Origin of the sequence: Bradyrhizobium hipponense (genome assembly GCF_008123965.1) — a bacterium.
Lineage (GTDB): Bacteria > Pseudomonadota > Alphaproteobacteria > Rhizobiales > Xanthobacteraceae > Bradyrhizobium > Bradyrhizobium hipponense.
On the sequence record NZ_VSTH01000078.1, the window covers coordinates 71791 to 96490 of the forward strand.

26 protein-coding genes and 2 pseudogenes are annotated in these 24700 nt (G+C 63.8%); 17 read left to right on the forward strand and 11 right to left on the reverse strand.

All coding sequences use genetic code 11. From position 1 onward, the window contains the following. Window positions 1-117 precede the first annotated feature (117 nt). Together FXV83_RS22730 and FXV83_RS22735 are read left to right on the forward strand one after the other, a co-directional pair. Complete coding sequence (locus tag FXV83_RS22730) at window positions 118-297, forward strand: hypothetical protein (RefSeq protein ID WP_148741605.1); 180 nt, start codon at window positions 118-120, stop codon at window positions 295-297. Continuing rightward, window positions 290-484, forward strand: coding sequence for a hypothetical protein (locus FXV83_RS22735; protein ID WP_148741606.1), 195 nt, complete (start codon window positions 290-292; stop codon window positions 482-484). The genes FXV83_RS22730 and FXV83_RS22735 overlap by 8 nt, the downstream gene beginning before the upstream one ends. On the opposite strand, the gene FXV83_RS22740 is transcribed toward FXV83_RS22735, so the two are convergent. The 6 genes and pseudogenes from FXV83_RS22740 to FXV83_RS22765 form a co-directional block, all read right to left on the reverse strand. Beyond that, window positions 455-943, reverse strand: coding sequence for a DUF3147 family protein (locus FXV83_RS22740; RefSeq protein ID WP_148741607.1), 489 nt, complete (start codon window positions 941-943; stop codon window positions 455-457). The two genes, FXV83_RS22735 and FXV83_RS22740, sit on opposite strands and share 30 nt — an antisense overlap. Then, a complete protein-coding gene (locus FXV83_RS22745) occupies window positions 943-1290 on the reverse strand; it encodes a DUF3147 family protein (protein WP_148741608.1) in 348 nt (115 codons plus the stop codon). The genes FXV83_RS22740 and FXV83_RS22745 overlap by 1 nt, the downstream gene beginning before the upstream one ends. Then, window positions 1287-1889 (reverse strand): phosphatase PAP2 family protein, encoded by a 603-nt coding sequence (locus FXV83_RS22750; RefSeq protein ID WP_148741609.1) that lies wholly within the window; start codon window positions 1887-1889, stop codon window positions 1287-1289. The genes FXV83_RS22745 and FXV83_RS22750 overlap by 4 nt, the downstream gene beginning before the upstream one ends. A 99-nt stretch (window positions 1890-1988) precedes the next feature. After that, window positions 1989-2132, reverse strand: a pseudogene (locus FXV83_RS22755) (SDR family oxidoreductase); the annotation flags it as partial. Window positions 2133-2237: 105 nt separating this feature from the next. After that, complete coding sequence (locus FXV83_RS22760; protein WP_148741610.1) at window positions 2238-2465, reverse strand: hypothetical protein; 228 nt, start codon at window positions 2463-2465, stop codon at window positions 2238-2240. Between the two features lie 183 nt (window positions 2466-2648). Further along, window positions 2649-2795: pseudogene (locus FXV83_RS22765) on the reverse strand (thiamine pyrophosphate-binding protein); the annotation flags it as partial. Between the two features lie 135 nt (window positions 2796-2930). On the opposite strand from FXV83_RS22765, the gene FXV83_RS22770 reads away from it, so the two are divergent. The 9 genes from FXV83_RS22770 (at window position 2931) to FXV83_RS22815 (ending at window position 11428) form a co-directional block, all read left to right on the forward strand. Then, window positions 2931-3305 carry a PRC-barrel domain-containing protein gene (locus FXV83_RS22770; protein ID WP_148741611.1) on the forward strand — a complete coding sequence of 125 codons (375 nt, stop codon included), beginning with the start codon at window positions 2931-2933 and terminating at the stop codon, window positions 3303-3305. 20 nt (window positions 3306-3325) lie between these two features. Beyond that, window positions 3326-3487 (forward strand): hypothetical protein, encoded by a 162-nt coding sequence (locus FXV83_RS42930; protein WP_187436087.1) that lies wholly within the window; start codon window positions 3326-3328, stop codon window positions 3485-3487. 182 nt (window positions 3488-3669) lie between these two features. Beyond that, window positions 3670-4821: an HlyD family secretion protein gene (locus FXV83_RS22775; protein ID WP_148741612.1), complete on the forward strand. Its 1152-nt coding sequence runs from the start codon at window positions 3670-3672 to the stop codon at window positions 4819-4821. Beyond that, on the forward strand, window positions 4818-6431 hold the full coding sequence (locus FXV83_RS22780) for a DHA2 family efflux MFS transporter permease subunit (RefSeq protein ID WP_148741613.1): 1614 nt from the start codon (window positions 4818-4820) through the stop codon (window positions 6429-6431). The genes FXV83_RS22775 and FXV83_RS22780 overlap by 4 nt, the downstream gene beginning before the upstream one ends. 174 nt (window positions 6432-6605) lie before the next feature. Further along, window positions 6606-7607, forward strand: a complete 1002-nt coding sequence (locus FXV83_RS22790; protein ID WP_148741614.1) for an NAD(P)H-dependent flavin oxidoreductase — start codon at window positions 6606-6608, stop codon at window positions 7605-7607. A gap of 108 nt (window positions 7608-7715) precedes the next feature. Next, window positions 7716-8126 carry a hypothetical protein gene (locus FXV83_RS22795; protein WP_148741615.1) on the forward strand — a complete coding sequence of 137 codons (411 nt, stop codon included), beginning with the start codon at window positions 7716-7718 and terminating at the stop codon, window positions 8124-8126. 293 nt (window positions 8127-8419) lie between these two features. Then, window positions 8420-9994: an alkaline phosphatase D family protein gene (locus FXV83_RS22805; RefSeq protein ID WP_148741616.1), complete on the forward strand. Its 1575-nt coding sequence runs from the start codon at window positions 8420-8422 to the stop codon at window positions 9992-9994. Between the two features lie 179 nt (window positions 9995-10173). Continuing rightward, entirely contained in the window at window positions 10174-10992 is an 819-nt protein-coding gene (locus FXV83_RS22810; protein ID WP_148741617.1) for an aldo/keto reductase, read from the forward strand. Window positions 10993-11155: 163 nt separating this feature from the next. After that, window positions 11156-11428, forward strand: coding sequence for a helix-turn-helix domain-containing protein (locus FXV83_RS22815; RefSeq protein WP_187436088.1), 273 nt, complete (start codon window positions 11156-11158; stop codon window positions 11426-11428). A gap of 2 nt (window positions 11429-11430) precedes the next feature. Here the strand turns inward: FXV83_RS22815 and FXV83_RS22820 are convergent, their stop codons facing one another. Further along, entirely contained in the window at window positions 11431-12666 is a 1236-nt protein-coding gene (locus tag FXV83_RS22820) for an aminotransferase-like domain-containing protein (RefSeq protein ID WP_148741619.1), read from the reverse strand. Window positions 12667-12717: 51 nt separating this feature from the next. Next, entirely contained in the window at window positions 12718-13239 is a 522-nt protein-coding gene (locus FXV83_RS22825; RefSeq protein ID WP_187436089.1) for a DUF3124 domain-containing protein, read from the reverse strand. A 67-nt stretch (window positions 13240-13306) separates the two neighbouring features. Between FXV83_RS22825 and FXV83_RS22830 the strand changes: the two genes are divergently transcribed. The 4 genes from FXV83_RS22830 (at window position 13307) to FXV83_RS22845 (ending at window position 18779) form a co-directional block, all read left to right on the forward strand. Then, window positions 13307-15031: a cation:proton antiporter gene (locus FXV83_RS22830; RefSeq protein ID WP_148741621.1), complete on the forward strand. Its 1725-nt coding sequence runs from the start codon at window positions 13307-13309 to the stop codon at window positions 15029-15031. A gap of 173 nt (window positions 15032-15204) precedes the next feature. Beyond that, a complete protein-coding gene (ribB, locus tag FXV83_RS22835) occupies window positions 15205-16281 on the forward strand; it encodes a 3,4-dihydroxy-2-butanone-4-phosphate synthase (RefSeq protein WP_148741622.1) in 1077 nt (358 codons plus the stop codon). A 184-nt stretch (window positions 16282-16465) separates the two neighbouring features. After that, complete coding sequence (locus tag FXV83_RS22840; protein WP_148741623.1) at window positions 16466-17680, forward strand: acyl-CoA dehydrogenase; 1215 nt, start codon at window positions 16466-16468, stop codon at window positions 17678-17680. A gap of 178 nt (window positions 17681-17858) precedes the next feature. Further along, on the forward strand, window positions 17859-18779 hold the full coding sequence (locus FXV83_RS22845; protein WP_148741624.1) for an MBL fold metallo-hydrolase: 921 nt from the start codon (window positions 17859-17861) through the stop codon (window positions 18777-18779). A gap of 52 nt (window positions 18780-18831) precedes the next feature. Here the strand turns inward: FXV83_RS22845 and FXV83_RS22850 are convergent, their stop codons facing one another. Both FXV83_RS22850 and FXV83_RS22855 read right to left on the reverse strand, forming a co-directional pair. Next, window positions 18832-19686: a DUF1499 domain-containing protein gene (locus tag FXV83_RS22850; RefSeq protein WP_148741625.1), complete on the reverse strand. Its 855-nt coding sequence runs from the start codon at window positions 19684-19686 to the stop codon at window positions 18832-18834. A gap of 205 nt (window positions 19687-19891) precedes the next feature. Beyond that, complete coding sequence (locus tag FXV83_RS22855; protein ID WP_148741626.1) at window positions 19892-21520, reverse strand: fatty-acid--CoA ligase; 1629 nt, start codon at window positions 21518-21520, stop codon at window positions 19892-19894. Between the two features lie 64 nt (window positions 21521-21584). Here FXV83_RS22855 and FXV83_RS22860 point away from each other — a divergent pair, with 64 nt between their 5' ends. Further along, window positions 21585-22661 (forward strand): extensin family protein, encoded by a 1077-nt coding sequence (locus tag FXV83_RS22860; RefSeq protein ID WP_148741627.1) that lies wholly within the window; start codon window positions 21585-21587, stop codon window positions 22659-22661. Window positions 22662-22697: 36 nt separating this feature from the next. Here the strand turns inward: FXV83_RS22860 and FXV83_RS22865 are convergent, their stop codons facing one another. Beyond that, window positions 22698-23378: a L,D-transpeptidase gene (locus tag FXV83_RS22865; RefSeq protein ID WP_148741628.1), complete on the reverse strand. Its 681-nt coding sequence runs from the start codon at window positions 23376-23378 to the stop codon at window positions 22698-22700. A 337-nt stretch (window positions 23379-23715) separates the two neighbouring features. Between FXV83_RS22865 and FXV83_RS22870 the strand changes: the two genes are divergently transcribed. Continuing rightward, window positions 23716-24693, forward strand: coding sequence for a magnesium transporter CorA family protein (locus tag FXV83_RS22870; protein ID WP_148741629.1), 978 nt, complete (start codon window positions 23716-23718; stop codon window positions 24691-24693). The last annotated feature ends 7 nt before the right edge of the window (window positions 24694-24700 follow it).

Below are 24700 nucleotides of genomic sequence, written 5' to 3' on the forward strand. Positions count from 1 at the left end.
TCCACAAAAGTCGGAAAGAGCATCAAATTAGTAAAATAATCCAATGAAATCAATAGTTTGTGTGTTGGGAAGGTGCGAGGACTGATGCATACTGCGAAACGGGAATGGAGACTCACCATGACGGATGAAGTCAGGTTACCCCGCAAGCTTTCCGAAGAACCGGAAGCACCCAAGCCGGTGCGTGCGAGCCATCAGAAGGTTATCGAGCAAGTGGAGCGCTGGGCCAATAGCCCGGGCCTGCAACCGCCGAAGCCCCAACCGCCGAAGCCCCAACCGCCAGAGGAGCGAAATGCGTAAGCGGTCGATGCCACACACATTCATGGAGCGTATCGAGGCGCAGAAATGCCGGCTTGAACGTGAGTCGGCGAACCTGCCGGATGGCAAGCAGTGCGACGCTGTTGCTGCGCGGCTCGAGCAGCTTCGCGCCGCGGCCGAGATGCACGAATTTCTGTCGTCACGGGAGGTGGTGGGGGTTCTTCGCTGATGGTGGGCAGCGCCCGGACCGTCGCGCACGATGGGACACGATGCGGAGCTTCCGCCTGAGCCACCACGCCGACACTGAGACAACGGCCCATGCCGTCAGGGCTGCGGCGAAGGCGCCAAGGACGCTTGCAGCTGCGGTGAGATAGAAAACGGCAGCGAATGCCACAAGACCAATACTTCCCCAGGCAGCGCCGGCCGCATCGAGCGCAGCCGCCTCTTGCCCGCGCCGCCGACCGCTGAGACCGGCCTTTTCCTTGGTGCGGCGCTCATGGCTTTCTACCAGCGTGGCGCTGGCGCAGAAGATGGCGGGGAGCGCGAGGAAGAGACCACCGACAGACACACCGAGGTTCGCACCCAGGGCACCTGTGAGCATGGTCGCCAAGCCGCCCAGCAGGAAGCGAACGCCATACTCGTACCAGCGAGTCTGTTCCAGCGCGGAGAGTGACAGCTTGACCGGCATCAGGCCGCCCCTCCCAGGCCCGCGAGCAGTCCGAAGGCGACCGCAAGCCACACGGTCAAAGCGAGGGTGGTAGCCGGCAACGCATTCAGACGGTATCGCATCAACAGATGGCAGACGACGACGCTGTAGCAGCCGAGGGCAACAGCGCCATAGATCATGGTCCAGCTTTCGGCGGCGGCATAGTGAGATCCGTGCCGGACGACGGCGATGCCAAGCGTGGCCAGTGCGACGGAAGGGGCGGCGCCCAAGAGGCCTGCAAAGCTCTTCGGCCTGAACATGTCGCCGAGGATCGCGAACGCGGAGACGATCACGCCGCCGGCAATGAAGCGCACGATATATTCGGTCATGACCGTGCCTGTGACTTGTCTTGCCGGCTGCGCGATTCTTGCCGGCTGCGTGACTTTGCCAGCGTCAATGGCCGCACGAGTCTTTCCACGACAGCGCCGAGCGCGAAGCCTGCCACCACGTCGCTCGTCCAATGCGCGAGCAGCGCAATCCGCGTCAGCGAAAGCGCGACCGCAACCGAGCGCACCACGCGCCGCGACGTCGGCGGCAGCAAGCCCGCCGCCGAGGCAAGTGCGCCCATATGAACGGCGTGGCCGGAGGGGAAGGCGTCGCGCGGCTGTCCGGAGACAGGGACGCCTTTTTGATGTCCGCGTACGGTCAACCGGTCCGGCCTGGTCTGATCGAACATGGATTTCAGGACATGTGGCAGCAAGGCGGTCGCCAGCGAAACAGTCAGAACGTGGTTGGCGATGCGGCGCTGCCGCGGCTGCACAAGGTGGGCATAGAGCCATCCGGCCCCAGCCAGCGCGAGCAGCACGTGCTCGTCAGCGCCCCAGGTCAGGGTCTGTGCGGTGCGCTCAATGCCTGAATTGGTGTGCATCGCGATTTCGTTCGCGATGGCTGTGTCGATGCGGGTGGGTCTGACCTCTACTAACGCCATCGTTCTGCGGTGAACTATCCTTAATGATCCTCTTGTAAAGCTTCAGTGACAATGAAGGTTCCTCGCCGGCGAGCCGCTCTCCTGCGGCCCCGATCGCGGCTACGGTTGGCCAGCTCCGCCGGAAGCGCCATACACTTGGCCGGTGGCATAGCTGGCGTCAGCCGCCGCAAGCTGCACGTAGATCGAGGCGAGCTCGACGGGCTGGCCCGGACGGCAAAGCGGCGTCATGCCGCCGAATTTTTCCTGCGCGTTGCCCTTCTGCTCGGCGAGCTTGCTCGATTCGATCTCGAACATGTCGCTGGTCGTTGCACCGATCAGCACGATGCAAAGGCGGATGTTCCTGAGCGGCTAGTCGGCTCGATTGCGGCCGGTGCGCGGATTGATCGGGTCGGTCGGCTCGCGCCGAAGTCTCTCCGGCAGGAATGCCTCGGCGGACGAAGCGGAGGGCGCCGAGCGAACGTCGGCATGACGCTGCGCCCGCTCGTGCGGTGTCTGGTTGGGTTTGATCTGCCGTTTCACGTCGACGCCGTCGACCGGATCGTTGACGCCGTGCTGGATGTCGCGAAAGTCGCTCATGGTTCACTCCTTTCCGGGCAGGATCGACTCGAGCATCTGCCGTGCCGCTCCCTTGATCACCCCGGCTTCGTTCGGATCGCCCTTCATCAGTGCGAGCGAGAAGTTTTTCGCCTGCTGCAACGTGACGTGTGGCGGCAGCGGCGTCTCGGCCGCCCCGCCGATGAGGCCGACCTCCATGGGAAGCCGCGCCTGGACGAAGCCGATCTTGCCGTCGGCGCGTTGAAGCGCGCCGAATACGCCGTTGATGCCATCTCCGGGATAGCCAAATATGTGGCGCACGCCCCATTGATGCAGACGCTGGACGATGAAGTCGGAGACGGTCTGGGTCATCGCGGTTGGCTCCCTGGTGTGACGATCGAGAACCCTCCGTCTCCGGTGATGTTCCTCAACTCTCGCGGAACATGCGCCGGAACGATCGCTCGCTTGTCCGGGTTATCTTTGTTTAGGCTGAGCGGAGAAAATGAGATGTTGAATCGAGGCGAACTGGACCAAAACGAGATGGGCCGGTTGATCGGTAGCGACAAGGTCGAGGGAACATCGGTCTATGGCGCCGATCGCAACAAGATCGGCTCGATTGAGCGCGTGATGATCGACAAGATCAGCGGCAAGGTGTCCTACGCCGTGCTCGGCTTTGGCGGATTTCTGGGGCTCGGTAACGACCACTATCCGTTGCCCTGGCAATCGCTGAAATATGACACCGAGCTCGGAGGATACATCATCGGCATCACCACCAAGGAGCTGAGCCGCGCGCCGAAATATAGCGAAAAGGGCGAGTGGAACTGGGGGGACGACGTGGCGGTGCGCGGGATCAACGCCTATTACGGCGTTCCCTTCCCTTAGGGATCACCGAGGAACACGCGATGAGCAAGGAAAAGCCTACCGACGATCCGCGGCGCCAGAGTGACTGGGGATCGCACCGCCAGACGGACAAGCCCTGGAAGGGCAATCCGGAGAAGGAGCAGGGATCGGACGACAAGGTCAAGCCCGATCTCGAAAAATGGCATCAGACGAAGACGCACTGAGCAAGGCGCCGAGGCGGTCGAGATGGGCGCGGCACGCACGCTTTTTTTTGGACGATGCAATCACGAATGACGGTAATGCCGGCCGCAGTCGGAACCTTGCTTTGACGCTGGCGGTTAGGCTCGCGGCAAGCGCGCCGGCCTTGGCCGCCCTGCCGGTTTAGTCCCGAGAAAGGGTGTTCGCCGTGGATGCTCAGACACGGGAGCGTGGGCCCTCTGCGGAGCAGCCGCAGAGGGCGAAGGACGCTCCGAAAGCGTCTCCCGATCAGACCCACAACGCCAACGACCAGAAGCCGGCGACGCCGCCGCTGCGCGAGCGGCTTCGCGAACATTGGCTGCTCGCAACCCTCGGCGCCACCTTGCTGATCGCGGCCCTGGTCGGCGGCATGCTCTACTGGCTGGAGATCCGCCACTATGAATCCACCGATGACGCTTTCGTCGCCGCGCGCAGCTTTTCCGTGGCTTCGAAGGTTGGTGGTTACGTCACCGACGTCCCTGTCACGGACAACCAGCGTGTCAATGCCGGCGACCTGCTGGCCAAGATCGACGAGCGCGACTACCGCATCGCCGTCGATCAGGCCGCGGCGCAGGTCGAGGCCTCCAAGGCCAACATCGCCAATCTTGATGCGCAGATCGACTCGCAGCGCGAGCAGATCAAGCAGGCGCAGGCGCAGCTCGAGCAGGCCCAGGCCCAGCTCCGGTTCTCGCAGGAGGAATTTGCGCGCGCCGAGGACCTTGCCGAGAAGGGCGCCGGCACCGTGCAGCGCCAGCAGCAGACCCGTTCCGACCTTCAGGCGCAGCAGGCCAATACCGAGCGCGCCAAGACGGCGGTCACCGCGGCCGAGCTCGGCATCAAGACGCTCCAGGCCCAGCTCGAGGGAGCCAATGCGCAGCTCGGGCAGTCGCAGGCGCAACTCGATCAGGCCAAGCTGAACCTGCAATATACCAACGTCGTCGCGGCGCAGTCCGGCCGCGTCGTCAAGCTGAGCGGCGCCAAGGGCACCTTCGTCACGGCGGGACAGAGCCTGATGATGTTCGTGCCCGACGAGGTGTGGATCGTCGCCAACTACAAGGAAACCCAACTCAACGACATGCGGCCCGGCCAAACCGTCGAGATCCGCATCGATGCCTATCCCGGCCGCAAGCTCACCGGCCATGTCGATTCCGTGCAGCCGGGCTCGGGCACCGCGTTCAGCCTGCTGCCGGCGGAGAACGCCACCGGCAACTTCGTCAAGGTGGTGCAGCGTGTGCCGGTGAAGATCGTGGTCGACAACTGGCCGGCCGATCTGCCGGTCGGCCCGGGCATGTCAGTCGTGCCCTGGACGAGGGTGCGGTGACCGAGGTCGCGCAAAGCAGCGCAGGTGGCTGGTCGCCGGAGCGCTCGGCGGCCGGCGGGCACAATCCGTATCTGATCGCGTTCGTCGTCTCGATCGCGACTTTCATGGAGGTGCTCGACACCACCATCGCCAACGTTGCGCTGCGCCACATCGCCGGCGGGCTCGCGGTCGGCATCGACGAGAGCACCTACGTCATCACCAGCTACCTCGTCGCCAACGCCATCGTGCTGTCGATCTCGGGATGGCTCTCGACCGTGATCGGCCGCAAGCGCTTCTATATGATCTGCGTCGCGACCTTTTCGGTGGCCTCGCTGTTGTGCGGCCTCGCCTGGAGTTTGCAGGCGCTGGTGTTGTTCCGGATTCTGCAGGGGCTGGGCGGCGGTGGCATGGCGACCAGCGAGCAAGCAATCCTCGCTGATTCTTTTCCGCCGCAAAAGCGCGGCCAAGCGTTTGCGATCTACGGCGTCGCAGTCGTGGTCGCCCCAGTGATTGGCCCGACGCTCGGCGGCTGGATTACCGACACCTACTCCTGGCACTGGGTGTTCCTGATCAACGTGCCGATGGGTCTGATCTCGCTGTTCCTGGTCGGCACGCTGGTCAAGGAGCCGTCGGGCGCGGAAGAGGAGAGGGCGGAGCTGCTGAGCAAAGGCCTGCGCGTCGACTACATCGGCTTTCTGCTGATCGCGATTGGGCTCGGCTCGCTCGAATTCATCCTTGACGAAGGCCAGCGCAATGATTGGTTCGGATCGAACATGATCCTGTCCTTTGCACTGCTTGCCGCCTTCTGCCTGCTCGCATTGATCCCGTGGGAGTTGATGCGGGATGATCCCATCGTCGACATCCGCCTGCTCGGCAGGCGCCAGTTCGGGTCCTGTTTCCTGGTCATGCTTGGCACATTTGCGGTGCTGATCTCAACGACGCAGCTATTGCCCCAGCTTTTGCAGACGGAGCTGGGTTATACCGCCATGCTCGCGGGACTGGTGCTGTCGCCGAGCGGCGTCGTGACGATGATGTTGATGCCGGCGGCGGGACGACTGGTCACGATAGTGCAGCCGAAATATCTGATCATGTTCGGCGCTGCGACTGCCGCACTTTCGATGTGGCATCTGACCGGGCTTACCGGGGACATCACCTACGGCTACGCCGCGCTGGCGCGAATCTATCTCGCGGTCGCTCTTCCCTTCCTATTCCTTCCGGTGACAACGGCATCCTATGACGGCTTGCCACCGGAGAAGACCAACCAGGCCTCCGCCCTGATCAATGTCGCCCGCAACATCGGTGGCTCGATGGGCGTGGCGCTGGCGCAAACGCTCTTGGCGCAGCGCCAGCAATTCCATCAGAGCCGTCTGATCGAGCACGCCGCGCCGTCCGATCTCGGCTATCAGCAAACCATCGACGCCATGACGCGCTTCTTCCAGGCCCAAGGCTCGAACGCAACGGATGCTGCCTCGCAAGCGATCGCCTGGATCGGCCAGACCCTCCAGCGGCAGATCGATCTTCTTGCTTATATCGACGTGTTCTGGACGCTTGCCGTTATTGCGGCGTTGTTGATCCCGATTGCCGCGGTCATCCGGCCGATCGATTTGCGCGCGCCAGCGCGCGGGCATTGATGTCCCCTGATGCCACGATCGTCGGTGGACCCCTCTTGGGAGCTCTATCGGCAGCCGAGGAGCGCCTGGACCTTGGAGATGGAGATCGGGCCGTTCCGATAGAGATGGTGACCGCGGCACAAAAGTCTGGCTAGACTGATCCCAACGCGGACCAAAGCTCCGGGAGGGCACTACGTGAAGACCGCGATCACCGAACTGTTCGGCATCGAGCATCCCATCGTCCAGGGCGGCATGCATTTCGTCGGCTTTGCCGACCTGGCCGCCGCCGTCTCCAACGCCGGCGGGCTCGGCATCATCACCGGCCTCACGCAGAGGACGCCGGAGCTGCTGGCCAAGGAGATCGCACGCTGCCGCGACATGACCGACAAGCCGTTCGGCGTGAACCTCACCTTTCTGCCGGCCTTCTCCGCGCCGCCTTATCCGGAATACATCGCGGCGATCGTCGAAGGCGGCGTCAAGGCCGTGGAAACCGCGGGCCGCAGCCCGGAAGCTTACATGCCGGCCCTGAAGGCGGCAGGCATCAAGGTGATCCACAAGTGCACCTCGGTACGCCATTCGCTGAAGGCCGAGCGGATAGGCTGCGACGCCGTCAGCGTCGACGGTTTCGAGTGCGGCGGTCATCCCGGCGAAGACGACATCCCCAACATGATCCTGCTACCGCGCGCGGCCGAGGAATTGAAGATCCCGTTCGTTGCCTCCGGCGGCATGGCCGACGGGCGCAGCCTCGTCGCGGCACTGTCGCTGGGCGCGGCCGGCATGAACATGGGCACGCGCTTCATCGCCACCAAGGAAGCGCCGGTGCATCAGAACGTGAAGAACGCGCTGGTCGCGGCGACCGAGCTCGACACAAGGTTGATCATGCGCAGCTTGCGCAATACCGAACGTGTGCTCAAGAACGCCAACGTCGATCGCCTGCTCGAGATCGAGCGCGAGAAGGGCGCCAAGCTCACGATCGACGACATCCACGATCAGGTCGCCGGCGTCTATCCCAAAATCATGCTGGAAGGACAGATGGATGCCGGGGCCTGGAGCTGTGGCATGGTCGCGGGCCTGATCCACGACATCCCTTCCTGCAAGGAACTCGTCGATCGCATCATGGATGAGGCCGAAACCATCATCCGCAGCCGCCTGATGGGATTCTTGGACGGGACGGGTGCGGCGCGAAAGGTCGCCTGACACCGCCAAACTTCTTAACCACGGCGGCACTTGCCCGCTGGAATTGCGCGCGGCGCCTCCTAAATAGGGGTAAATTACCTCTTTCATAATCAATTTCAGGAGGCGTCCGTGGTCCTGAAGAGCGTTCATTTTGCCGTTGCTCTCGTGCTCGCAGCGGGCGGCGTCGCGCGCGCTGACGACTACAAGCCTGACGAATATCTCGGCCTTGATCTCTCCAAGGCCGTGCTTTCGCCGAAGCGGCTCGGGCCCGAGACGCGGTTTGCGCCTGTCCCCCTCGAAGCGCGCGGCGGCAATGACGCGCAAGCGCGCATCGAACCGATGGACGTACCGAAGAAAGTTGTCGCCGAACGCGTGCATGTACCGGAGCCGAAGGTCGCGCACGCAAAACCCTCGCAGCCGCGCGGTGCGGCCCGCACCAAGCTCGCACGTCGCCACGGCAATCCGCTGAATGCGCAGGCAAGGGATACCCGCATCCAGACATGGCCCTGCCGGTCCGGCGGCATCTGCAACTGGCGCTGAGCGAACCGTTGCTGATGGTTCACCTCGCCCCGCTTGCGGGGAGAGGTCGGATTGCATCGAAGACGCAATCCGGGTGAGGGGGACTCTCCACGAGTCCGTCTGTCACCTCCCTTGCGGAGACTCCCCCTCACCCCCAACCCTCTCCACGCAAGCGGGGCGAGGGAGTAGACCATCGCCTCAGCTCAGCCCGTCATCCCCGCGTCGCAAAACCGTAGGCGTGGAGTCAAGAAACCGTAAGCTGGGAGTCAAGGAGCGCAGGCACCTTCCGTCACGATTCGACGAAGGTCTCCTGAATGGCAACGCTCCGCGCGCAGCGCGCATGGACCCGGCGGCAGTTTTTGGTCCGCTCCACCTCCAGCCTCGCCGTCGCCTCGCTGGGCACGCTCGCAAGCCCGTCCATCAGCCGCGCCGCCGACCGCCCGCAGATCGCGGGCGGCATCCAGTCCGGCGATGTCTCTGACGGCTCTGCAATCGTCTGGGCCCGCGCCGACCGGGCCGCGCGGATGCAGGTGGAGTGCGCGAGCGTCGAAAGCTTCAGGACAATCATCGCGTCAGCGTCGGGTGACGCAACGCCGGAGGCCGACTTCGCCTCAAAACTGCTATTGAACGATCTGCCGGCCGGCCAGGATATCTTCTATCGCGTGCGGTTCGACGACATGGCGACCGGCTTCGCCGGCGAAAGCCGCGTCGGCCATTTCCGCACCGCGCCGGCCGCAGGGCAATCGATCTCTTTCGTCTGGTCCGGCGACACCGCGGGGCAGGGCTGGGGCATCGACGTTTCGCGCGGCGGCTATCGCAGCTATCGCACCATGCTCGACAACCGCCCTGATTTTTTCATCCACTCCGGCGACCACATCTATGCCGACTGCACGATTCCCGCCGAACAGAAGCTCCCGAACGGCGAGACTTGGCGCAACATCGTGACCGAGGAAAAATCGAAAGTCGCGCACACGCTGGCGCAATTCCGCGGCAACTACAAATACAACCATCTCGATGAGAATTTCCGCGCCTTCCACGCGCAAGTGCCGATGTTCGCGCAATGGGACGATCACGAGGTCACCAACGATTGGTCGCCGGCCGGCAGCTACGACGACGCCGGCTTTGAGGACGACGGCACCCCGCGTCTGGTCGCGCGCGCCCGCCGCGCCTTCTTCGACTTCATGCCGATCCGCGACATCGGCGCGCGGCAGGGTCGGGTCTATCGCAAGATCGCCTACGGCCCGCTGCTCGACGTCTTCATGATCGACATGCGCAGCTTTCGCGATGACAGCTGGAACAAGGGCGCCGACCATCGCGGCTGGATTTTGGGCGCCGAGCAACTGGCCTGGCTGAAGCGCGAGCTCGCCGCCTCGCGCGCGACCTGGAAGGTGATCGCGGCCGATTTGCCGATCGGCCTGATCAGTCTCGATGCGGTCGCGCTCGGCGACGGGGCGCCCGACCGGCGCGAGCATGAGATCGCGGATCTGCTGGCATCGATCAAGCGCGCAGGCGTCCGCAACGTCGTCTGGCTCACGGCTGACATGCACTACACTGCCGCGCACTATTACGATCCGAACAAAGCCCAATTCCAGGATTTCGATCCGTTCTGGGAGTTCGTCTCCGGCCCGCTGCATGCCGGCACTTGGGGGCCGGGCGAGCTCGACGACACCTTCGGTCCGGTCGCGATGTATCAGAACGGATGCAGTGAAGCGCAGGGCGAGAACCTCGCGCCGTGCTTCGGCTTGCAGTTCTTCGGCAAGGTCGACATCGATGGCGCGACCGGCGTCATGACGGTGACGGTGAAGGACGTCGACAACCGCGATCTCTGGTCGGTCGACATCGTACCGCAGCCGCAGGCGCGTCCGGCTGTGGTGGCGCAGCATTCGTGAGCGACGGATAACTCGCTCCGCCGGGTATGACGGTGAGGAAGCACCTAACCCGATCTTGATTGGCTGCTGCGTAGCCAGCGCAGTATAATGCCAGCTCCCGCCACCTCGTTTCCATCACCGTAGAGTCCATTCTCGCTGCCCCGCACCGGGCGGGCTGGAATTCGTCAGGAGTTGACCTCATGGACAATCTGAAGACACAGGGCATCAGCATGCCCAAGCTCGGCCTTGGCACCTTTCGCATGCAGGGCGATGCCTGCCGCGCCGCTGTGGAGAGCGCGCTGTCGCTCGGCTATCGCCACATCGACACCGCCGAGATGTACGCCAACGAGGAGCCGATCGGTGCCGCGCTTGCCGCAGCCGGCGTGCCGCGAGTCGAGCTGCATGTCACGACAAAAGTCTGGCACGAGAATTTGGCGCCGGCCGCGATCCGCCGTGCCTTCGACGCCAGCCTGAAAAAGCTCGGGCTCGATCATGTCGATCTCTATCTCGTGCACTGGCCGTCAGAGGCGGCGAACTGGGGCGCGGTGTTTGAGACCCTGGTGAAGCTGAAAGAGGAGGGGCGCACGCGGGCGATCGGCGTTGCCAATTTTACCACGCCGCTGCTCAAGATCGTGGTCGAGGACATCAAGGCGCCGATCGCCTGCAACCAGATCGAATATCACGCCATGCTCGACCAATCGAAGGTTTTGGCCTATCTCGCCGCCAAGTCCATCCCGCTGGTCGCCTATTGCCCGCTGGCACAGGGCCGCGTCGCTTCGGATCCGGTGCTGGGCGAGATCGGAGCCAAGCACGATGTGACCGCCGCGCAGGTCGCGCTGAAATGGCTGCTCGACCAGGATGGCGTTGCCGCGATCCCGAAGGCGTCACGCCGCGAAAGCCAAAAGGCCAATCTCGATGCGCTGAAGATCACGCTCGACCAGGCCGACCGCAACAAGATCGCGGCGCTGCCGAAGGACAGGCGCTGCGTCAATCCGGGCTTCGCGCCGGCGTGGGACTGACCAAAAAAGCGTTTCGTGAGTGCAAAGAAATGGCTCCGTGAGGGGCCATTTTCATGTTGCGTCCACGGCAGGCGCCAATCGCGCGGGAATTTGATCCGCGTCAATGAGGCCGGTCATTTTCCAGATAGGATGGGACTTCCGAAGGGCGAAATTGGATAGGCCAATGCTGAACGAAGTGATGGATTTCGCCGGCGAGGTGCTGCCGGGGAGCTGCGCCGTGCCGCCATATTCCGAAACCGCGTTTCTGGCGGAGCTCGGCGAGCGGCTGCGGTCCTCGCGCATGCGCTGCGAGCTATCGCGCCGGGAGCTCGCCCGCCGGTCGGGAATTTCGGAGCGCTATATCGCCCAGATCGAGGCCGGCAAGGGCAACGTCTCGATCGTGCTGCTGCTGCGGCTCGCCTCCGCGATCCACGCTAGCCAGCGGCAGGCCGCCTGACATCAGGCCCGCGCCTTCTCCACGTTGGCGCTGCGGGCCGGCACGGCGAACTCCCTGCGACAGACTTCGGCCAGCACGGCGACGCCCTCGCGGATCTGCTGATGCGTCGGGCTCGCAAAGCACAGCCTGAGCCGTGAGCTGGAATGCTTCTTGTTGGTCGACCATTCCGGCCCCGGATTGATCGAGACGCCGGCGGCAAGCGCGGCCTCGTACAGCTTGAGCGTATCGACCTGGTCGGGCAGCTTCACCCAGAGGAAGATGCCGCCCTTTGGTTCCTCGAACTCGGCGGCGGTCCCGAACTGCTCGTTCAAGGCCTCCATCAGCGTATCGAGCTTGGTGCGCAGCGCCTTCGTCAGCGCCGGCACGTGGGTCGAAAAATGCGGCTTGCAATATTCGGCAAGCACCATCTGCTCCAGCGCGCCGGAGCCGGCATCCGTCTTCAGGGACAGCATCCGCGACATCACATCCCAGGGCGCCACGACGAAGCCGACGCGTAGTGCCGGTGCGATCGATTTGGAGAACGATCCGATATGGATCACGCCGCCGTTCGGGCTCATCGCATGGATCGCCGGCGGACGTTGTCCCGACCATACGAGGTCGGCATAGCAATCATCCTCGAAGATCGGCACGCCATAGTTGGCCGATAACCGCAATAGCTCGGCACGCCGGCTTTCCGGCATGATGCTGCCGGTCGGATTCTGCACGGTCGGGATAGTGTAAATGTATTTCGGCCGGATGCCGCGGTCCTTCAGGTCAGTCAGCGTCGCGGCCAACAGGTCCATGCGCATACCATCCGCGTCGAGGGGAATGCCGACCACGTTGACGCCGAGCCGCGTCAGGCGATTCAGCGCGCCCTGATAGCTGTCCTGTTCGACAATCACGGTGTCGCCGCGCGCCAGCAGCGTGTGGTTGACGAGGTCGAGCGCCTGCAACGAGCCGGACACGATCAGGAGATCGTCGACCGTGCAGATGATGCCGGCGTCGCGCTTGAGTTTCGTCACCAGGAATTCGCGTAAGGGCAGATAGCCTTGGGGGCCGTGTGCCAGCCCGTAAGTCGCGAGGTTTCGGCCCTCGCGCCGCAGCGCGGCATTGGCAGCCTCGACCAGCTCGTCGAGCGGGACCTGCTCGGAATCGTTGTTGCCGCCGACGAAGCTGTATTTGGCGAGACCGGTCCAGCGCGCAGTCGGGGCCGGCAGCCCTGCGGGAAACAGGGGAGCGAAGTCGAAGCTGGACATCATGGGGCGTTCCTCGTTCTGTTCTTATTGAGCGGCCGGTTGCCCCGGCCTGCCTTACTTCTTGCCGGCCGTCCGGGTCGGACGTCCCTGGCTGATGAAAGCGTAATGCGCATTGGCGACACCGCCAACCATCAAGGCTTCGACCGCCGGTTCGGCGATCTCGCCCGTGGCAGCCCAGTCGACGATGAAATTGGCCCCGGTCCCGCCGCGCACGTCGTCGGTCGGAATGAAGACGGAGATGGTGGCGAGCGGCTTCAGCGCCACCGGCGCTTTCAGATAGCTCTCGACCTGCTTGCCTGCGGTGTCGAAATAGGCGATGCGTCTGACGACCAGCGGCTGGGCCTCGGAGGCGTTGTGCACGCTCAGCGTCACCGAGAAGTCGACGCGCAGCTTGCCCTGGCTCATCGCGACGCTGGAATAGGCCGGCACGTAGAACCCGCCGGACACGCTGAGTTCATCCTTCGGCAGCGCCGTGAGAGAATCCGCAAAGTTTTGCTCGATATTGACCTTGGACTGAGCGACTGCGGCCGAGGCGAGCAGGCATAGCAGCATTGCAGCGGCAAGCCCCATCCACATGTGACGAATTGCTTGCTTGCCGCGCCGCAACCTGTCTCTAGGGTGCGGCAAAACGGACCAATTTGGCATGCACGAACTCATTCGCGACATCACTCTCTGTATTCTGTTCGCCTGGATGCTGGGCCTGCTCGCCCATTTCTCCCGGCAGCCGCTGATATTGTCCTACCTTATCGCCGGCTTCTGCATTGGTCCATTCGGCGCTGGCTGGGTCAAGTCGCAGGAATCGATCAGCGTCATCTCCGAGCTCGGTCTGATCTTCATGCTGTTCATGATCGGTCTCGAGATCGACCTGAAGAAGATCGTGCGGGCGGGAAGGGTGATCCTGTTCGCGGCCGGCGGCCAGCTCCTCGGCGGCTGCCTGTTCGGCGTCCTGTTCTTCGCCGGCATCGGCCTGTCGCTCGGCGGCGGCCATTTCGACGCGCTTTATCTCTGTGTCGCCTGCGCGCTGTCGAGCACCGTCATCATCGTCAAGGTGCTCTACGAGAAGCGCGAGCTCGACACGCTGCCCGGCCGCGTCACGCTCGGCGTTCTGGTGCTCCAGGATATCTTCGCCATCCTGTTTCTGGCGGTGCAGCCGAGCCTTGCCAACCTGCAAGTCAGCGTCATCCTGCTTTCGATTGGCCGTGTCGCGGTACTGGTCGCAGCGGCGCTCCTGGTCAGCCGCTACGTGCTGCCGCGCCTGTTTCACCAGATCGCCCGCCGCCCCGAATTGATTCTGCTCGGCGCGTTGGCCTGGTGCTTCCTCGTCGCCGAGACCGCCGAGCGGCTCTCGCTGTCGCGCGAGATGGGCGCGCTGATCGCCGGCGTCTCGCTTTCGACCTTTCCTTATGCTCTCGACGTTACGGCCAAGGTCACCACGCTCCGCGACTTCTTCATCACGCTGTTCTTCGTCGCGCTCGGCATGACCATTCCGGTGCCCGGGCTTTCCGTCATCGGCCTCGCGCTGATGATCGCGGCCTTCACGGTGGTGAGCCGCGTCGTCACCACCTTCACGCCGCTCTATCTGATGAAGCAGGGCCTGCGCGCCAGCCTGCTGCCGGCGATCAACCTGGCGCAGATCTCCGAGTTCTCGCTGGTGGTGATCCAGACCGGCGTCGCCGACCACCACATCGCACCCGAGACAGCGAATGCGGCCTCCTTCGCCTTCGTGGTGCTGGCCGTGCTCTCGACCTTCGCGATGACCCGCAGCGACGAGATCATCCGCCGGGCGATCGCTCCCCTGAAGCGGATCGGCCTGCGCGATCTCGACCACGGCCACGCCGAGGAGGGACACGAGGGCGGCCATGGCGAGGCCCGCCGCATCGTTATCCTCGGCTTTTTCCGCGCGGCCAGCGCGCTGCTCGCCGAGATCGAGCGGCAGAACCCGCTGCTGCTCGAGCAGATCACGGTGATAGACTTCAACCCCAATGTGTACCAGACCCTGCTTTCGCGCGGCCTGCACGTGATCTATGGCGATATCAGCAACGTCGACACGCTCCTCCATGCTGGCGTTGGCAAGTCCGAGATGATCATTCTCAGCGTGCCGGATGCGCTGTTGAAGGGCGCCAGCAACGAGAAGCTGGTGCGCCACGTGCGGAGCCTCAATCCGAAGGCTCTGATCGTGGCGACCGCCGATCTTCTCTCCGATGTCGGCGAGCTCTACGAGGCCGGCGCCAGCTATGTCACCGTGACCCGGGTCAGCGATGCCCATGAGCTGTTCACGGTGATCGAGGCCGCCCAAGCCGGCCTCCTGGACGACAAGCGCGCCGAGCTCGACGTGCGGCTGAGCGAGCGGCGCGAGGTGCTGCCCTAGGCTCCGGCTGGCCTACCGCTCGAGCCATTGGCGCCTATATCGCTGGTATCTTCGGTGCAAGCCCGAATGCCTGCGCAAAGGCCGCCTCCGGGCATATGTGGTTGCGTCCAGGACACTAGCGCCGGGCCCCAAGTCCGGCTAAGCCTCCGGCCATAACCGATAGAGATTGGGAAATGCCCGATACCGTTCAGGAAGTCTTGCAGGCCTTCGCCAGGGGCGAGCTCGTCGTCGTCACCGATGACGAGGACCGCGAGGGCGAGGGCGATCTGATCGTCGCCGCCTCGCTCTGCACCGCCGAGAAGATGGCGTTCATCATCCGCCACACCTCCGGCATCGTCTGCGCGCCCATCACCACCGAGGACGCGCGCCGCCTTCGCCTCGATCCGATGGTCGCCCATAACGATTCCGCCCACACCACCGCGTTCACGGTGTCGGTCGACTACAAGCCCGACGGCGGCACTGGCATCTCGGCGGAGGAGCGCGCCTCGTGTTGCCGCGCGCTCTCCAATCCCAACGCGGGCGCCAACGACTTCGCCCGGCCCGGCCACATCTTCCCGCTGATCGCCAAGGACGGCGGCGTGCTGTTGCGCTCCGGCCATACCGAGGCCGCGGTCGATCTCTGCAAGCTGTCGGGGCTTCCGCCGGTCGGTGTCATCAGCGAATTGATGAACGACGACGGCAGCGTCATGAAAGGCGAGCAGGTCGCCCGCTTCGCCGCCCACCACAAGCTCAGGCACGTCACGATTGCCGACATGATCGCCTATCGCCAGGCGCGCGAGAAGCTGATCGAGCGGGTCTCGACGTTCGTCACCGAGAGCCCGATCGGGCCGCTCCAGGGCTATGCCTACCGCTCGCCGTTCGATTCCATCGCCCATGTCGCCTTCGTCTACAACGGCGTCGGCGACGGCAGGAACGTGCTGACGCGCTTCCACAAGCCGAACATCGTCAAGGACGCCTTTACCGGCCACAAGCGCATGGCGGCCGTGCTGGAGCACTTCAAGAAGTCCGGCCGTGGTGTGCTGGTTTACTTGCGCGACGGTGCGGCCGGTGTTCCCGTGGAGCCGCTGCCGGATGAAACCTCGACGGAGGCCGACCGCAACCGCCAGTGGCGCGAAGTCGGCGTCGGCGCACAGATCCTGCGCGATCTCGGCGTCACCTCGATCCGGCATCTCACCTCGTCTGTGCACGACTACAAGGGATTGTCGGGGTTCGGTATCGAGATCGTCGCTAACGAGCAGCTCGATATCTGATACTGTCATTCCGGATGGCGTACGGCGCCGGACTTGGAATCTCGGTGTAGCAACGATCAGGATATCGGGTTTCGCGCTGACGCGCGCCCCGGAATGATCGAAACCAGGATGCATTTGCACTTGTTGCCGCGGCGCTCTAATTTGTCGGGCAATTATTGACGGAACAGACGCGAAAGGACGTTTCATGAGCGTGCGCCCCCAGGCCAAGGACAAGCCGGCTGCGGCTTCTTTCCAGTGGGACGATCCGTTCCTGCTCGACGAGCAGCTCACCGAAGACGAGCGCATGGTGCGCGACACCGCGCGCGCCTACGCCCAGGACAAGCTGTTGCCGCGCGTCGCCAAGGCCTATCTCGAAGAGAAGACCGATCGCGAGATCTTCAACGAGATGGGCGAACTCGGCCTGATCGGCATCACGCTGCCGGAGGAATATGGCTGCGCCAATGCAGGCTATGTCGCCTACGGCCTGGTCGCGCGGGAGATCGAGCGTGTCGATTCTGGCTATCGTTCGATGAACTCGGTGCAGTCCTCGCTGGTGATGTATCCGATCTACGCCTATGGCGACGAGAACCAGCGTAAGAAATACCTGCCGAAGCTCGCCAGCGGCGAGTGGGTCGGCTGCTTCGGCCTGACCGAGCCCGACGCCGGCTCCGATCCGGCCGGGATGAAGACCCGCGCAGAGAAGGTCTCTGACGGGTATCGGTTGACCGGTACAAAAATGTGGATCTCGAACGCGCCGATCGCCGACGTGTTTGTGGTTTGGGCCAAGTCGGCCGAGCACGACAACCAGATCCGCGGCTTCGTGCTGGAGAAGGGCATGAAAGGCCTCTCCGCGCCGAAGATCGGCGGCAAGCTGTCGCTTCGCGCCTCCATCACCGGCGAGGTCGTGATGGACGGCGTCGTGGTCCCCGAGAGCGCGTTGCTGCCGAACGTCTCCGGCCTCAAGGGCCCGTTCGGCTGCCTCAACCGTGCCCGTTACGGCATCTCCTGGGGCGCGCTTGGCGCCGCCGAGGACTGCATGCACCGTGCCCGGCAGTATACGCTCGACCGCAAGCAGTTCGGCAAGCCGCTCGCCGCGACCCAGCTGGTGCAGAAGAAGCTCGCCGACATGGAGACCGAGATCGCACTCGGCCTCCAGGCCTCATTGCGCGTCGGCCGCCTGATGGACGAGGGCAAGTTCGCGCCCGAGATGATCTCGATCGTCAAGCGCAACAATTGCGGCAAGGCGCTCGATATCGCCCGCGTCGCGCGCGACATGCACGGCGGCAACGGCATCTCGATCGAGTACCACGTGATGCGCCATGTCCATAACCTCGAGACCGTCAACACCTACGAGGGCACCCACGACGTTCACGCCCTGATCCTGGGCCGTGCGATCACCGGCATTCAGGCGTTTTTCTGAGCAGGCGTGCGGTGAGCGTGTGAGACGATAGGACTATCCAAGTGCTTATGGCCGGGCAAAAGCGCGAAGCGCGTCTTCGCGCTAGATGTCCCGGCCATCCACGTCTTAGGTCGATCGAAGAACGTGGATGCCCGGCACAAGGCCGGGCATGACGAAGTCAGCAAGGTGTGAGCAAGCCATGTCCGACAACGACGACGTCCCGTTCAACCGCAACTTTCCACTCAAAGCCGGAATCGTCGAGGAGGTCCGCCCGGGCGTGCGGCGCGTGCTCTGTAACAATCCCAGCCCGTTCACCTTCACCGGCACGGTCAGCTACGTCGTCGGTCAGGGTAACGTCGCAATCATCGATCCCGGTCCGGACGATGAGGCGCATGCGGCAGCACTGCTCGATGCTGTGTGTGGCGAGACCGTAACGCATATCCTCGTCACCCACACCCACCGCGACCATTCGCCGAACACCGCCCGCATCAAGCGGGCGACCGGCGCGACCGTCTATGCCGAGGGGCCACATCGCGCCTCGCGTCCGCGCTTCGAGAGCGAAAAGCACAATCCGGAATCCGGCACCGACCGCGATTTCGTGCCCGATGTCAAAGTCGCCCATGGCGACGTCATCGAGGGCGCCGGCTGGCGGCTCGAAGCGGTCGCGACGCCCGGTCACACCGCCAATCACCTTGCGTTCGCCTGGCCCGAGCGAAAGTTCAACTTCGTCGGCGATCACGTGATGGGCTGGTCAACCTCGATTGTGGCCCCGCCCGACGGCTCGATGATCGACTACATGGAGTCGCTGGATCGGCTCGCCGCCCGCGAGGAGGATCTGTATTTCTCCGGCCATGGCCCCGAGATCCCGGACGGCCCGCGCTTCGTGCGGTTCCTGATCCGTCACCGCAAGGCGCGCGAGGCCTCCATCCTGCATCGCCTCGCCAAGGGCGAAGCCGACATTCCGACCATGGTGCGCGCAATTTATATCGGCATCGATCCGAGATTGACGACGGCCGCCGGTTATTCCGTGCTGGCGCATCTGGAGGATCTCGTCGCCCGCGGCGTGGTGGCGACGGATGGTGATCCAGTGATTGGTGGTACGTACCGGATGGCGAGCTAGTCTCTCGTCATTCCGGGCTCGCACTAACGCCCGTCCCGGAATGACAGCGAGGCTATTTCTTCACCGTCTTCGCGGGCGCCTTGGGCGGCGCGACTGGCGTCTTCTTCACCGGCTTCAGCGCATCGGCATCGGCGGCGGCGTTGAGATCGTCGATGAATTTTGTGACGCGGGCGGCGTTGCTGCCGAGGTCGCTCTCGAAATAGCGCGAGGCGGAGCGGATATCGACGCGGGAATCGTCACCGTCGGGCACGACCCGGATCGAGATGTCCTCGCGGAAACCCATGATCGGCGAGCGCGCCACCGCCTCGATGCGGCCGATGCGGCGCGGCGGCTGCGGCGCGCGTTCGTCGATCACGAGCCATTTGCGCTTGTTGACGAGCTGGAGCGCGATCGCATAGGCGCGGTCGACCGAAATCTCGAGCTCGATCGGCTCGATATCAGGGTAGAAATGACGCTGCTGTTCGGCCGAATAGAGGCCGGCATAGACGGCCGGATTGGCGCCGTCGCCGGTGCGCAGGCGCGCCAGCGCATCGAAGCGCGGCGGATCGATCGGATCGGTGGTGATGTCGTGGATCGCCGGCAGCTTGCGGTATTGCAGGCCGAGATAGGCGGGATAAGCGAGGATCGCTCCGTCAATCAGGAAGGCAAGCAGGATGCGCGCCATCCCGCGCGAGCCGTTCTGCCAGATCGCGGCAAAGCCGGCGAGCCCGAACAGGATTGAGAGCGCGGCGATCGCAAGTCCGCCCAGGAAAGTCGCGAGCGCCGGCTTCATCTCCAGGAAGCCGAAGCGGACGATGACGATCGACACCAGCACCGCCACCACCGCGAACACGGCCAGATTGCGCGCCCAGCTCGCGAGACTGGACACGGGCTCCGACTGATAGGGAGCGGAAAACCTGCGGGCCATGGGTAAGCTCTGTCGGGGTTTTGGGGCGGTGCCGGCCAATTTGGCGCGACGATAGCGCCGTTGAGACCACGCCCCGGCGGCAAATTCAAGAGTTCCGCAGGGCTCCCACATGGTCATGGCCGGGCTTTGACCCGGCCACCCACGCCCTTCTTGCGGCCAAGACGTGGATGCCCAGGTCAAGCCCGGGCATGACGGCTGTGATGATTTACGCCGCAGCGTTCGGGAAGCGATAATCCTTGAACTGGTCGCGCAGCGCGGTCTTCAGGATCTTTCCGGTCGCCGTATGCGGGATACCGTCGACGAAAGCGACGTCGTCAGGCATCCACCATTTGGCGATCTTGCCGTCCATGAAGTTCAGGATGTCCTCGCGCGTGGCCTGCTGGCCCTGCTTGAGTTGCACGATCAGGAGCGGGCGCTCGTCCCATTTTGGGTGGTAGACGCCGATCACTGCGGCTTCCGCCACAGCCGGGTGGCCGACCGCCAGGTTCTCCAGGTCGATCGAGGAGATCCACTCGCCGCCGGACTTGATCACGTCCTTGGAGCGGTCAGTGATCCGCATGTAGCCGGCCTCGTCGATGGTCGCGACGTCGCCGGTGTCGAAGAAGCCGTCTTCGTCGAGGATGTCGGTGTCGACGTGGTAATAGGCCCTGGCGACCGCGGGACCGGAGACCTTGAGGCGGCCGAAGGTCTTGCCGTCCCAGGGCAGTTCCTTGCCGGCATCGTCGGTGATTTTCATCTCGACGGCGAACGGCGCATAGCCCTGCATCTGGAGCACGTCGAGCCGCGCCTCGCCGGTGGCGTCGGTGAACGGCGGCTTCAGCGCCGCGACGCTGCCGATCGGGCTCATCTCAGTCATGCCCCAGGCGTGGCGGACGTTCGAGCCCATGTCGAGGAAAGCCTTGATCATCGAGCGTGGCATCGCCGAGCCGCCGCAGATCACCATCTTCAGATGTGGCAGCTTCAGATTATTGGCGGACATGTGCTGGAGCAGCATCAGCCACACCGTCGGCACGCCCGCGGTGTGCGTCACCTTCTCGGTCGAGAGCAGCTCGTAGACCGAGGCTCCGTCGAGCTTGGCACCGGGCATCACCAGCTTGGTGCCCTGCGAGGGCGCGGAGAACGCGATGCCCCAGCTATTGGCGTGGAACAGCGGCACCACCGGCAGCATCGTCTCGGAGGCGCTGGTGCCGAGCGCGTCGACATTGTTGGCCATCAGCGCGTGCAGCACGTTGGAGCGATGCGAATACAGCACGCCCTTCGGATCGCCCGTCGTGCCGGAGGTGTAGCACATCGCGGCCGCCGTGTTCTCGTCAAAGTCCTTCCATTTGAATTGGCCGTCGGCCTCTGCGATCCAGTCCTCATAGGCGACTACGTTCTTGAGCGTGGTCTGCGGCATATGCGCCTTGTCGGTGAGCACGACGTAGCGCTCCACGCTTGGAAGCTTGTCGGCGATCTTCTCCAGCACGGGAACGAAGGTGATGTCGGTCATCACGATGCGGTCCTGCGCATGGTTGATGATCCAGGCGATCTGCTCGGGGAAAAGGCGGGGATTGACGGTATGGCAGATGGCACCGATGCCCATGATGCCGTACCAGACCTCGAGATGGCGCCAGGTGTTCCAGGCGATCGTCGCAACACGGTCGCCGAGCTTAATGCCGTCGTGCTCCAGCATCTGCGAGACCTTGAGCGCGCGCTGGTGGATTTCGGCATAGGTGGTGCGGTGGATCGGTCCCTCGACCGAGCGGGTGACGACCTCCTGCTTGCCATGAATCCTGGCGGCGTGTTCGATGATCCGGTGGCAGAGCAGGGGCCAATCTTGCATCAGACCAAGCATTCAGACGTTCCTCCGAGTAAGGCTGGACTTGTTATCGCTCTCAGCACTGGGCCAAAGAATTGCCATGAGTTTTAGCCTGCTGGACTTTCGCCGCAAATGGTCTTGTCGCGGCTATACGTCCGCCGGCGCGGCAATGGTTACCGTCGGGGTCGGGCTGTTGCTTGTGCTCCCGGAGCCTGCGGCGGCGCGAAAATATGCTGCGCCGCTCGATATCTTTGGCCTTGGTGCGCCACGGCCACGCGGCAAGGTTCATTCCGCCAAGATCCCGCTGCCGAAGCCGCGGCCCGAGGAGGCTCCCAACGCGTCGGATGAGCCGGCGCCGGAGGCTCCCGCCGCGGGCGGCAAGCCCTCCCCTGATAAGCCCGCCGAGGCCGCGCCGCCCCCCGAGAAGCAGGCTTCAGCCTGCCGGCTCGCACTGACCGAGGAGGTTGCGATCGCGCCCTCGATCCCAGAAATCCGCGGACCCGGCGGCTGCGGCGGCGAGGATCTGGTGCGGCTCGAAGCCATCGTGCTGCCGGACAGGCGCAAGGTGCCGGTCAAGCCGGCTGCGGTCCTCCGCTGCACCATGGCCTCCGCGATCGCCGATTGGGTCCGCACGGACATGGTGCCGCTGGCCACAAGCCTCGGTTCGACCATCGCCGATCTCGATAATTTCGATTCCTTCGAGTGCCGTGGTCGTAACCGCATCGCGGGCGCGATGCTGTCCGAGCATGGCAAGGCCAATGCACTCGACGTCCGTTCCATCAAGCTTGCCAATGGCCGGTCGATCGGCCTGACCGACCGCGCCATGTCGCGCGATGTGCGCGAGCGCGTCCTGCATTCGGTCTGCTCCCGCTTTACCACCGTGCTGGGTCCGGGCTCGGACTGGTACCACGAGGACCACATCCATCTCGACCTGGCGCAGCGGCGCAACGACTACCGGATCTGCCAGTGGAACGTCTGGGATCCCTTGCCCCAGGTCGCCCCACTGCTGCCGGCGGAACGCCCCGAGGAGGCGCCGCCGCGCGAGGTTGCGGCCAAGCCCGATGGAAAGGAGGAAGCTGATGACGAGGCGACGGAGAAACTCCGGGCGCCTGCGGATAAGTCGGCGGCCGACGGCAAAGCCCAGCCGTCCAAGCCCGCAACAAAAAAGCGCCGGTGAAACCGGCGCTTTTGAAAAGCCTCAGGCAGGGCCCGCTCAGTAGGAAGAATTGGAACCGCCGCCCTGAAGCGCGAGGCGCGAATTGTAGGGAGAGTCGCCGTGCTTCGGCTCGAGCACCACGACGATGGTGCCGACCTTGACACGGTTGTAGAGGTCGATTGCGTCTTCGTTGGTCAGGCGAATGCAGCCCGACGAGATCGAGGCGCCGATATATTCCGGCTGGTTGGTGCCGTGGATGCGGAACAGCGTGTCCTTGCCGCCCGAATAGAGATACATCGCGCGCGAGCCCATCGGATTGTCCGGGCCGGGCGCGACGAAGGTCGGCACGCCCAGGCGCGAAATCTCGCCCGGCGTCGGGTGCCAGGCCGGCCACTCGGTCATGCTGCCGACCTTGGCGATGCCGGACCACGCCATGGCCTCTTCGCCGACGGTGATGCCGTAGCGGATCGCCTTGCCGCCATCCATCACGTAATAGAGGTAATGGTTGTCGGAATCGACCACGATCGAGCCCGGCGCTTCCTTGCGGTGGTATTCGACGATGGCGCGGCGGAACGGTTCCGCGACAGGGGTGTTCTCGTACCGGACCTTGGCAAGCAGTTCCTTGTCCTTCGGCTTGAAGGCTTTGGTGTCGGTCGCTTCAAAATGCGTGGCCTGCATGCAACCCGACAGCATCAGGCCGGCAGCCAAAATGACTAACTTAACTCTCAGCGACGACATGATTTGGTTCCAATCAAAACAATACCGTGCGGAAATCCCGAGCTTAACGCCCGAGTTCCTCGACTCCGTTAGTCCCATTATCGTTGAAATCTGCCACAATTCCAGCTCTTAAGGCTTTATCCCGCGCTGCGAGACCCCAGCTGTGGCTTTTTTGCCGCAAGTTTGCAGCGTCGACGTCGATTTTCGGGCCAAAGTGCACCGAATGTCCCGTCCCCGCCACGGTAGAGCCACGGGGCGGCCATAAATGCAAACGCCCCGTTAATGTGCTTGTCATCGTGAACTTGTCAGAATCGCGCTAAGGCCTGTCGCTCTGTCGCAGGCCCTTCTGGAGTTGTGCATGTTTTCTGTGTTCGTTCCCTCCGAGTCCTCCCTCAAGAAGGCCATCGTCGGCGATCTCGCGGCGGTGCCGGAGCATGCGGTGTGGATCGATTTGTTCAACCCGACCGCGGCCGAGGACAAGGCGGTGGAGCGGCTCTCGGGCATCGCGATCCCGACCCGGGAGGACATGCAGGAGATCGAGATCTCCAGCCGCCTCTATATCGAGAACGGCGCGCGCTACATGACCGCGACGCTGATGTGCCACTCCGACACCGACATGCCCCGGACCACGGCGGTGACCTTCATCCTCGGCGACCACCGCCTCGTGACGGTGCGCTACGATCAGCCCAAGCCCTTTGCGCTGGTCGAGGCCAAGCTGGCCCGCTCCTGTACGCCGGGCATCACCGGCGAGATGGTGCTGATGGAACTGGTTGACGCGGTGATCGACCGCTGTGCCGACATTCTGGAGCGGTGTGGCGCCGAGATCGACCAGGTCTCGCACGACATTTTCGAGCCGGAGAGCGAACGTCACGGTCACGCCAAGCAATATTCCCAGATCCTGATCTCGATCGGCCGCAAGGGCGATCTGACCTCCAAGGTCCGCGAAAGCCTGGTCTCGATCGGCCGGGTCGTCGCCTTCCTCTCGGCGGTGGTGGAAGGCGTGAAATGGTCGAAGGACATGCGCGAGCAGCTCAAGACCATGCAGCGCGACGTGGTCTCGCTGACCGACCACGCCTCCTATCTCTCGAGCAAGATCACCTTCGTGCTCGACGCCATGCTCGGCGTCGTCAATCTCGAGCAGAACAACATCATCAAGCTGTTTTCGGTCATGGCCGTTGTCCTGATGCCGCCGACGCTTATCGCTTCGATCTACGGCATGAACTTCAAGATGATGCCGGAACTCGAATGGGCGCACGGCTATCCGATGGCCCTGGTGCTGATGCTGATCGCGGCGATCGTCCCGTACTGGATCTTCAAGTGGAAGAAGTGGTTGTAATAGCTAC

Coding starts and splice junctions, on each gene's coding strand:
- FXV83_RS22735 (WP_148741606.1), top strand. CDS start 290: ATGCGTAAGCGGTCGATGCCACACACATTCATGGAGCGTATCGAGGCG.
- FXV83_RS22740 (WP_148741607.1), bottom strand. CDS start 943: ATGCCGGTCAAGCTGTCACTCTCCGCGCTGGAACAGACTCGCTGGTAC.
- FXV83_RS22855 (WP_148741626.1), bottom strand. CDS start 21,520: ATGCTTGGTCTGATGCAAGATTGGCCCCTGCTCTGCCACCGGATCATC.
- FXV83_RS22770 (WP_148741611.1), top strand. CDS start 2,931: ATGTTGAATCGAGGCGAACTGGACCAAAACGAGATGGGCCGGTTGATC.
- FXV83_RS22805 (WP_148741616.1), top strand. CDS start 8,420: ATGGCAACGCTCCGCGCGCAGCGCGCATGGACCCGGCGGCAGTTTTTG.
- FXV83_RS42930 (WP_187436087.1), top strand. CDS start 3,326: ATGAGCAAGGAAAAGCCTACCGACGATCCGCGGCGCCAGAGTGACTGG.
- FXV83_RS22870 (WP_148741629.1), top strand. CDS start 23,716: ATGTTTTCTGTGTTCGTTCCCTCCGAGTCCTCCCTCAAGAAGGCCATC.
- FXV83_RS22820 (WP_148741619.1), bottom strand. CDS start 12,666: ATGATGTCCAGCTTCGACTTCGCTCCCCTGTTTCCCGCAGGGCTGCCG.
- FXV83_RS22730 (WP_148741605.1), top strand. CDS start 118: ATGACGGATGAAGTCAGGTTACCCCGCAAGCTTTCCGAAGAACCGGAA.
- FXV83_RS22865 (WP_148741628.1), bottom strand. CDS start 23,378: ATGTCGTCGCTGAGAGTTAAGTTAGTCATTTTGGCTGCCGGCCTGATG.
- FXV83_RS22825 (WP_187436089.1), bottom strand. CDS start 13,239: ATGTGGATGGGGCTTGCCGCTGCAATGCTGCTATGCCTGCTCGCCTCG.
- FXV83_RS22760 (WP_148741610.1), bottom strand. CDS start 2,465: ATGAGCGACTTTCGCGACATCCAGCACGGCGTCAACGATCCGGTCGAC.
- FXV83_RS22830 (WP_148741621.1), top strand. CDS start 13,307: ATGCACGAACTCATTCGCGACATCACTCTCTGTATTCTGTTCGCCTGG.
- FXV83_RS22860 (WP_148741627.1), top strand. CDS start 21,585: ATGAGTTTTAGCCTGCTGGACTTTCGCCGCAAATGGTCTTGTCGCGGC.
- ribB (WP_148741622.1), top strand. CDS start 15,205: ATGCCCGATACCGTTCAGGAAGTCTTGCAGGCCTTCGCCAGGGGCGAG.
- FXV83_RS22815 (WP_187436088.1), top strand. CDS start 11,156: ATGCTGAACGAAGTGATGGATTTCGCCGGCGAGGTGCTGCCGGGGAGC.
- FXV83_RS22810 (WP_148741617.1), top strand. CDS start 10,174: ATGGACAATCTGAAGACACAGGGCATCAGCATGCCCAAGCTCGGCCTT.
- FXV83_RS22745 (WP_148741608.1), bottom strand. CDS start 1,290: ATGACCGAATATATCGTGCGCTTCATTGCCGGCGGCGTGATCGTCTCC.
- FXV83_RS22840 (WP_148741623.1), top strand. CDS start 16,466: ATGAGCGTGCGCCCCCAGGCCAAGGACAAGCCGGCTGCGGCTTCTTTC.
- FXV83_RS22850 (WP_148741625.1), bottom strand. CDS start 19,686: ATGGCCCGCAGGTTTTCCGCTCCCTATCAGTCGGAGCCCGTGTCCAGT.
- FXV83_RS22750 (WP_148741609.1), bottom strand. CDS start 1,889: ATGGCGTTAGTAGAGGTCAGACCCACCCGCATCGACACAGCCATCGCG.
- FXV83_RS22845 (WP_148741624.1), top strand. CDS start 17,859: ATGTCCGACAACGACGACGTCCCGTTCAACCGCAACTTTCCACTCAAA.